This is a genomic window from Xanthovirga aplysinae, from assembly GCF_009711365.1.
Taxonomy (GTDB): Bacteria; Bacteroidota; Bacteroidia; order Cytophagales; family Cyclobacteriaceae; genus Xanthovirga; species Xanthovirga aplysinae.
Genome location: NZ_SMMB01000924.1, coordinates 1 through 5,511 on the forward strand (window position 1 = coordinate 1; position 5,511 = coordinate 5,511).

5 protein-coding genes are annotated in these 5,511 nt (G+C 37.5%); all 5 read right to left on the reverse strand.

Annotated features, from left to right (window positions below):
• A partial coding sequence (locus E1171_RS08220; protein ID WP_425509609.1) for a TolB family protein occupies positions 1 to 346 on the reverse strand: 346 nt, incomplete at its 3' end.
• A 116-nt stretch (positions 347 to 462) separates the two neighbouring features.
• Positions 463 to 2,454 carry a serine hydrolase gene (locus tag E1171_RS24245; protein ID WP_155205529.1) on the reverse strand — a complete coding sequence of 664 codons (1,992 nt, stop codon included), beginning with the start codon at positions 2,452 to 2,454 and terminating at the stop codon, positions 463 to 465.
• 338 nt (positions 2,455 to 2,792) lie between these two features.
• Complete coding sequence (locus tag E1171_RS08230; RefSeq protein WP_155205530.1) at positions 2,793 to 3,557, reverse strand: LytR/AlgR family response regulator transcription factor; 765 nt, start codon at positions 3,555 to 3,557, stop codon at positions 2,793 to 2,795.
• A complete protein-coding gene (locus E1171_RS08235; RefSeq protein ID WP_155205531.1) occupies positions 3,554 to 4,663 on the reverse strand; it encodes a sensor histidine kinase in 1,110 nt (369 codons plus the stop codon). The genes E1171_RS08230 and E1171_RS08235 overlap by 4 nt, the downstream gene beginning before the upstream one ends.
• A 182-nt stretch (positions 4,664 to 4,845) precedes the next feature.
• Complete coding sequence (locus tag E1171_RS08240) at positions 4,846 to 5,079, reverse strand: hypothetical protein (RefSeq protein WP_155205532.1); 234 nt, start codon at positions 5,077 to 5,079, stop codon at positions 4,846 to 4,848.
• Positions 5,080 to 5,511: the final 432 nt, after the last annotated feature.

Below are 5,511 nucleotides of genomic sequence, written 5' to 3' on the forward strand. Positions count from 1 at the left end.
TATCCCATTTGTTTTTTGCATGAGTTAATCGTTTTCTATTCGTACCATCAATGTTCATTGTATGAATAGACCAGGTCTTTTTGTCATCATATTTTCCATAAAAAGCAAATTGTTTTCCGTCAGGAGACCAGGCTAAGTAGCCACCTTTCGCATTTGTACTTTTAATATCTGATTTACCTTCTGTATCACCTGAGTAAATTTCTACATTACCAGTTTCTGTTGAACCATAAGCAATGTTATAGGTTGGGGATTCAGGCTTTTTACTTTCCTGACATGAAGTAATCAAACCAAGCAATAAAGTCACAAAGATTAAGGTTTTTACTTCTTTCAAATTTTTAGTTTTCATATTTTCTTCCTTTTGTTATTGTATTGGACAACAGCCTGAGGTATGGGTAGTTAAACCATCTGCAATAAAGTGATTCAAAATAAACCTTTGTCTACGTTGATGCCTTGTTATATGGTTTATTGTTTGGATCTGAGATTCTCAATAATTTGTGCATCCACCCAGAACAAGTCTGATTGAGGACTCGCATCGCCGATTGTTGGCGTCACCATTCTATTAAAGAAGAGATATTTTCCGTCAGGTGTGACCTTTGGGCCCCCTTCTTCAGCTTCTGTGTTTATCTTGTCTCCCAGGTTAATCGCTTTACCCCACGAACCATCTTTCTGTCGAAAACTGATGTAAATGTCAGAGTCACCATATCCGCTCTCTCTTTCACCATCCCACATAATATAGGACTCGTCTGGTGCGATGAACGGATGGGCATTCCACTTGCCGGTATTAATTTCTTTACCTAATACTTTCGGGGCTTCACGATTGCCGTCTACCAGTCGTGAATACCGAAGAATACCATTTCCATCTCTGGTGAATTCGTCAAAAACTAAAGTTCCTTTGCGGGAAGCTGTAAGGCCCATAATCGGTATTTCTTCAAAGGAGGGGCCAAGACTTTTCATCTCTGACCATCCATCCTTTGTGCGCTCCTTATACCGCTTGCCAAAATATAAGGTCTTGCCATCTGGGGAGAAGTAAGGATTGGGAGCCTCATCTGGAACAGCTATCTCATGCCATCTATTGTCTATTTTTTTAAAAGTGACAGATTTTCTTTCTCTTTTTCCATTATGACGCCATCTGGTGACATAAAATTCATTCATATCTGGGGAGAAACCACCTGCATCCCCCCAATCTTCTGTATTAACAATGCCCGGCGCAAATGCTTTAGGTGTTAAACCAGGTGGTTTTTGTCCTAGGTACGGACCTTTTAGGAGTGGGAATTCATCATTAGCAAAGGCAGGTATGATGGTTTCTGAAATCTGGGCCATTATTTTATCTTCACCATCATGACCTGTGATCACCACAATCAAGTCCAGTTCCTCAACGGTTACAATGTATTGTCCGCCACCACCCCAAGCGAATTTGGTCTTATAGCTTTTACCTTTAACACTCATCTCTGTTTGATACCAGAAATAGCCATAGGAAAAGTTGTCAGGTATCCAATCTTCAGTGGGTTTAGTCACGTTACTGGTGGCACGGGCTAAATATTCAGCAGAAATTATTTGCTCATCATTCCATTTGCCTTTATTCATGACCAATGCTCCCAACTTGAGCATATCGCGTGAAGTCATGTTTGAGCCCTCGACATCCTTCTTCCAACCGTACACATTAACCCCAATTTTTGCCAGGACCTCATTCTTCATAAAATCTTCGGCAGATCCTGGAACAACGCTATCAAGAACCTGCCAGGTTATTCTTGGATCTATTCCCTGATATTTAAATGTTTGCGTTTCGAATGAAATGGCTGCACTATGTTTCAAAAATTCCTGAGTGGGATTAGAGCCATAACCATTTGCTATTATTGATTCAAGGTCGTCAGCACTCACTCGAATCCCTGAACGCATACTCAATAAATGATGAAGCGTAATGTTTTCTGCACCTTTTGCTGGTTTTTTCAGCTTTATATCTTTAAGTAAATGAGTGATAGGCTTGTTCAGGTCCTTCATTGTCAAATACCCCAATTGAATCGCTCGCCCGATGGCTAACGATATGTAAGCCTTGGTCACTGAGGCTTGAAAATGAGGCAGATTGATGCGGCCTTTTCTGTAATACGATTCAAAGACCAGTTTGCCCTGGTGCGAAATAAGCATGCCATCGTATTTGCCGTGCTTTCCCTCCTCAATTTCCCGTGATAGCTGCATGATGGACGCCCGTTTATTGCCATTAAATGTCAGATTGCCTACGGTTATGCCATCTGCTCTATCGGCCGGGCTCAAATCGAGGAAGGCATTGCTAAGGTCGGGAAGCGATTGTTCGAACGAGTAGGATAACTTGTTGATGTCAAATGTTGCTAATTCAGGGGCCTTATCATTGGCCAGGTGTGGAGAATCCGTATTTTCCTGAGCAAAAACAGTATTTAGGGATATAACAATTGTCAGTATTAATAATTTCGTTGTTTTCATCTGTTTAAATTTATTTTCAATGGTCAGATGGAACTTGCCATTCTTAAATAATCATTCCCTTGTGTGTTTTAATAATTATTTAAAAATGGGGGTTTCATGTTTTCATCCTTTCGTTATTGTATCAAAGAAAAAATATTCCTCATTGATGCTTTGTTTTTTACAATGGTATTGGGCTTGGCAAAATTGGGCAATAGAAAAGTGACCAGCTGTAGTGTTACAGTTGTTGATAGAAAGAAAAAAGTGATGAAAATATCGTACTCAGAGGGGTAAAACGAAGAGGTTATTTTTGATGTTTTGAAAGTGAATCGGATGGCCGAAGCCAAGTTTTATTTTAAAGGCTAGAGTTCGAGTTTTTGGCGAATAGAAGAGTAGTAGCTTCTCCCGGATTGCACTTTATCCCCGGAATTTAAAGTGATGATAAACTCAGTGTTTCCCCAGGTTTCAAGATTATGAATAGCATCTATATTGATTAAAGAAGACCTGTGAATCCTTACAAACTCCTGAGGATTTAATTTTTTCTCAAAAGCATTCATGGTTTCCCTTATCATATGAATGGTTTTACCAACATGTAGCTTTAAATAGTTCCCCGCAGATTCAACCCATTCTATATCTTTTGTTTTAACAAAAAATATTTTCCCTCCATCTTTGACAACCACTTTTTCAATATATTTTTGATTAGGGAGTGATTCTTTTAGATAACTTAATAATTGGGTATTATAACCTCCCTGACTATACAACAGCATTTGTTCTTTAATTCTCTTAATAGTGATAAGAAACCGTTCTCTGTCAAAGGGTTTTAACAGATAATCAAGGGCATGATATTCAAAGGCTTTAATGGCATAATCATCATAAGCAGTGACCAATATTATACAAGGGATTTTTTGAACATCAATATTTCTCAGAAGCTCCATCCCGTCCATTTCAGGCATCTGTATATCAAGAAAAAGTAAATCAGGATATGACTGATCCAGCAACTTCAATGCTTCCAATCCATTTGGGCATTGACCCACTATTTCAAAGTCCTTCTCCTCGTTTAAGAAGAAAGATAATTTATCTCTTGCCAGCACTTCATCATCAACTATTAGTGTTTTAATTTTATTCATGCCGGAATCAGGATTTTCACTTCAAGGCCCTGATTTTGACCCAAATTATTTAAAATCAATTTACCTTTTTCCCCATACAATTGATGTAATCTCATTCTGGTATTTTTTAGCCCAATTCCTTCCTTAATATCTGATTCTTTAGTACTGGGCATTCCTTTTCCATTATCTGATACTTTTAATTCAATATGACCATTTACCTGATTAGCGGTTACTGCTATTTTACCTTGCTTTGAAAATTGAGCTACCCCATATCGAATAGCATTTTCTACAATAGGCTGTAAAATAAGGTTAGGAACTTTTTTATCATAAATTTCCGGGTCAACCTGGATAGCAACTTCCAACCTATCCTGAAACCTGATCTGTTCTATTTCAAGATAAATCTTTAGTATCTCCATTTCCTGATGTAGCGTAACTTCCTGAACACCTGTATTTTCTAAAGAAGCTCTTAGAAGATTACTGAGTCTGGCTATCATTTTATCTGCAGCGTCAATGTCTTTATGCATTAAGGCAGAAATAGCATGTAGGGTATTAAAAAGAAAATGAGGGTGTAATTGTTTTTTCAAGGCCAACAATTCTGCCTGTGCTAATTTTTGTTGAATTTCCGCAGTTTTTACTGCTTCATCCCTAAATTGCTGGTAGTAGCTTACTGCATAAGTTATTCCTACAATACTGAAATACAGCATCAATGGCACCGGCAAATTGTACAATCTTTGCATGAAATTTCTGGAAAATGACCATATAAATTCTTCATCCAGTAATACTTCAATACCATATCTTAAATATGCATAGATTGCTGAATGTAATAAGGAAATAATGATTCCAACAGGAAAATGAAACTTAACTTTAGAAAACCAACCAGATGATTTTTTAGGATATTTTTGGGCCAGTAATATGATAAATGGGCAAAAAACGCCCCAAATAGACCATTCCAGAACTTCTGGCCACATCAACTCAAACAAAGTGGCTTTTTTCTCAATATAGGAAAAGTAGATTTTATTGTTTAAGCCTAATAAGAAGCCTACAACTAAAAAAAAACAAATAAAAAGCCACCAGTGCTTAAAAGGCTTTTCTATAATTTTTAGTTGTAAGAGGGAATCTTTTTTCATTTTTTAAAATTAATACCAAACATCAAAAATATCACCCATTTTCTTCAGAAAAAAATGTTTTCAGCGATCTTCAGGACTCCCATTTCTCTTCTTCATTCCTAATGGTGAAACGATGTTTCATGGGAATTCTTCATCAAAGAAATTAATGTTAATATTTTCTATGATATTTCCCTTAGTTAGTGTCATGAAGGTATTAAAACTTTCTGGTTTGATTGCACGAGAACAGGTGTTATTTTCCTGATAGGATCTGGCAACTCTATCTGAAATATAAGTAAAAGCTGAGAGGTATTCGCATTCCATTCGGCATGTCCATTTCTAAAGCCCCTTTCGTATTTAACCCCTTTATCCAATTCAAATTTAACCCAAAAACCCGCGGCTCCTTTTTCATAACCTACGGGACTTCCGGTTTGATTCAATACACTCGTTATGTATGAAAAATATAAGGTTATGATACAGGAAGGTAAGATTAGGTGGCCTTGGGGTTGTTTGGGCTGGCTTGACTCCTGGGAAATTTTGCTCTTGGCTGTATTTTGGATTGTAGGATAGATTTTGTGGGGTGGGGGCAAGTGTAAAAGTCGGGCAGGTGCCTATGGAAATGGTTTGCCTAAAAGGAAAGGGGAGGATAGAAGCTGCATTGTAAATGCTTACGCAGCAATCTCATCCTTAAAAAGGAGGAGAGCCATCTTTTGTCTTTACTATTTTACTCATCTTCCGAAGATCGCAATAACATTTGTTTAACCCAGTCTTGGTCCACACTTGTAACACTACCAAAAAGCATTGGTGCCATTAATCTTTTTATAGCTTTATTGAGGTTTGTAAAGTTGGATTGTGGAATATGTAAAGGGATT

Coding starts and splice junctions, on each gene's coding strand:
- E1171_RS24245 (WP_155205529.1), bottom strand. CDS start 2,454: ATGAAAACAACGAAATTATTAATACTGACAATTGTTATATCCCTAAAT.
- E1171_RS08230 (WP_155205530.1), bottom strand. CDS start 3,557: ATGAATAAAATTAAAACACTAATAGTTGATGATGAAGTGCTGGCAAGA.
- E1171_RS08235 (WP_155205531.1), bottom strand. CDS start 4,663: ATGAAAAAAGATTCCCTCTTACAACTAAAAATTATAGAAAAGCCTTTT.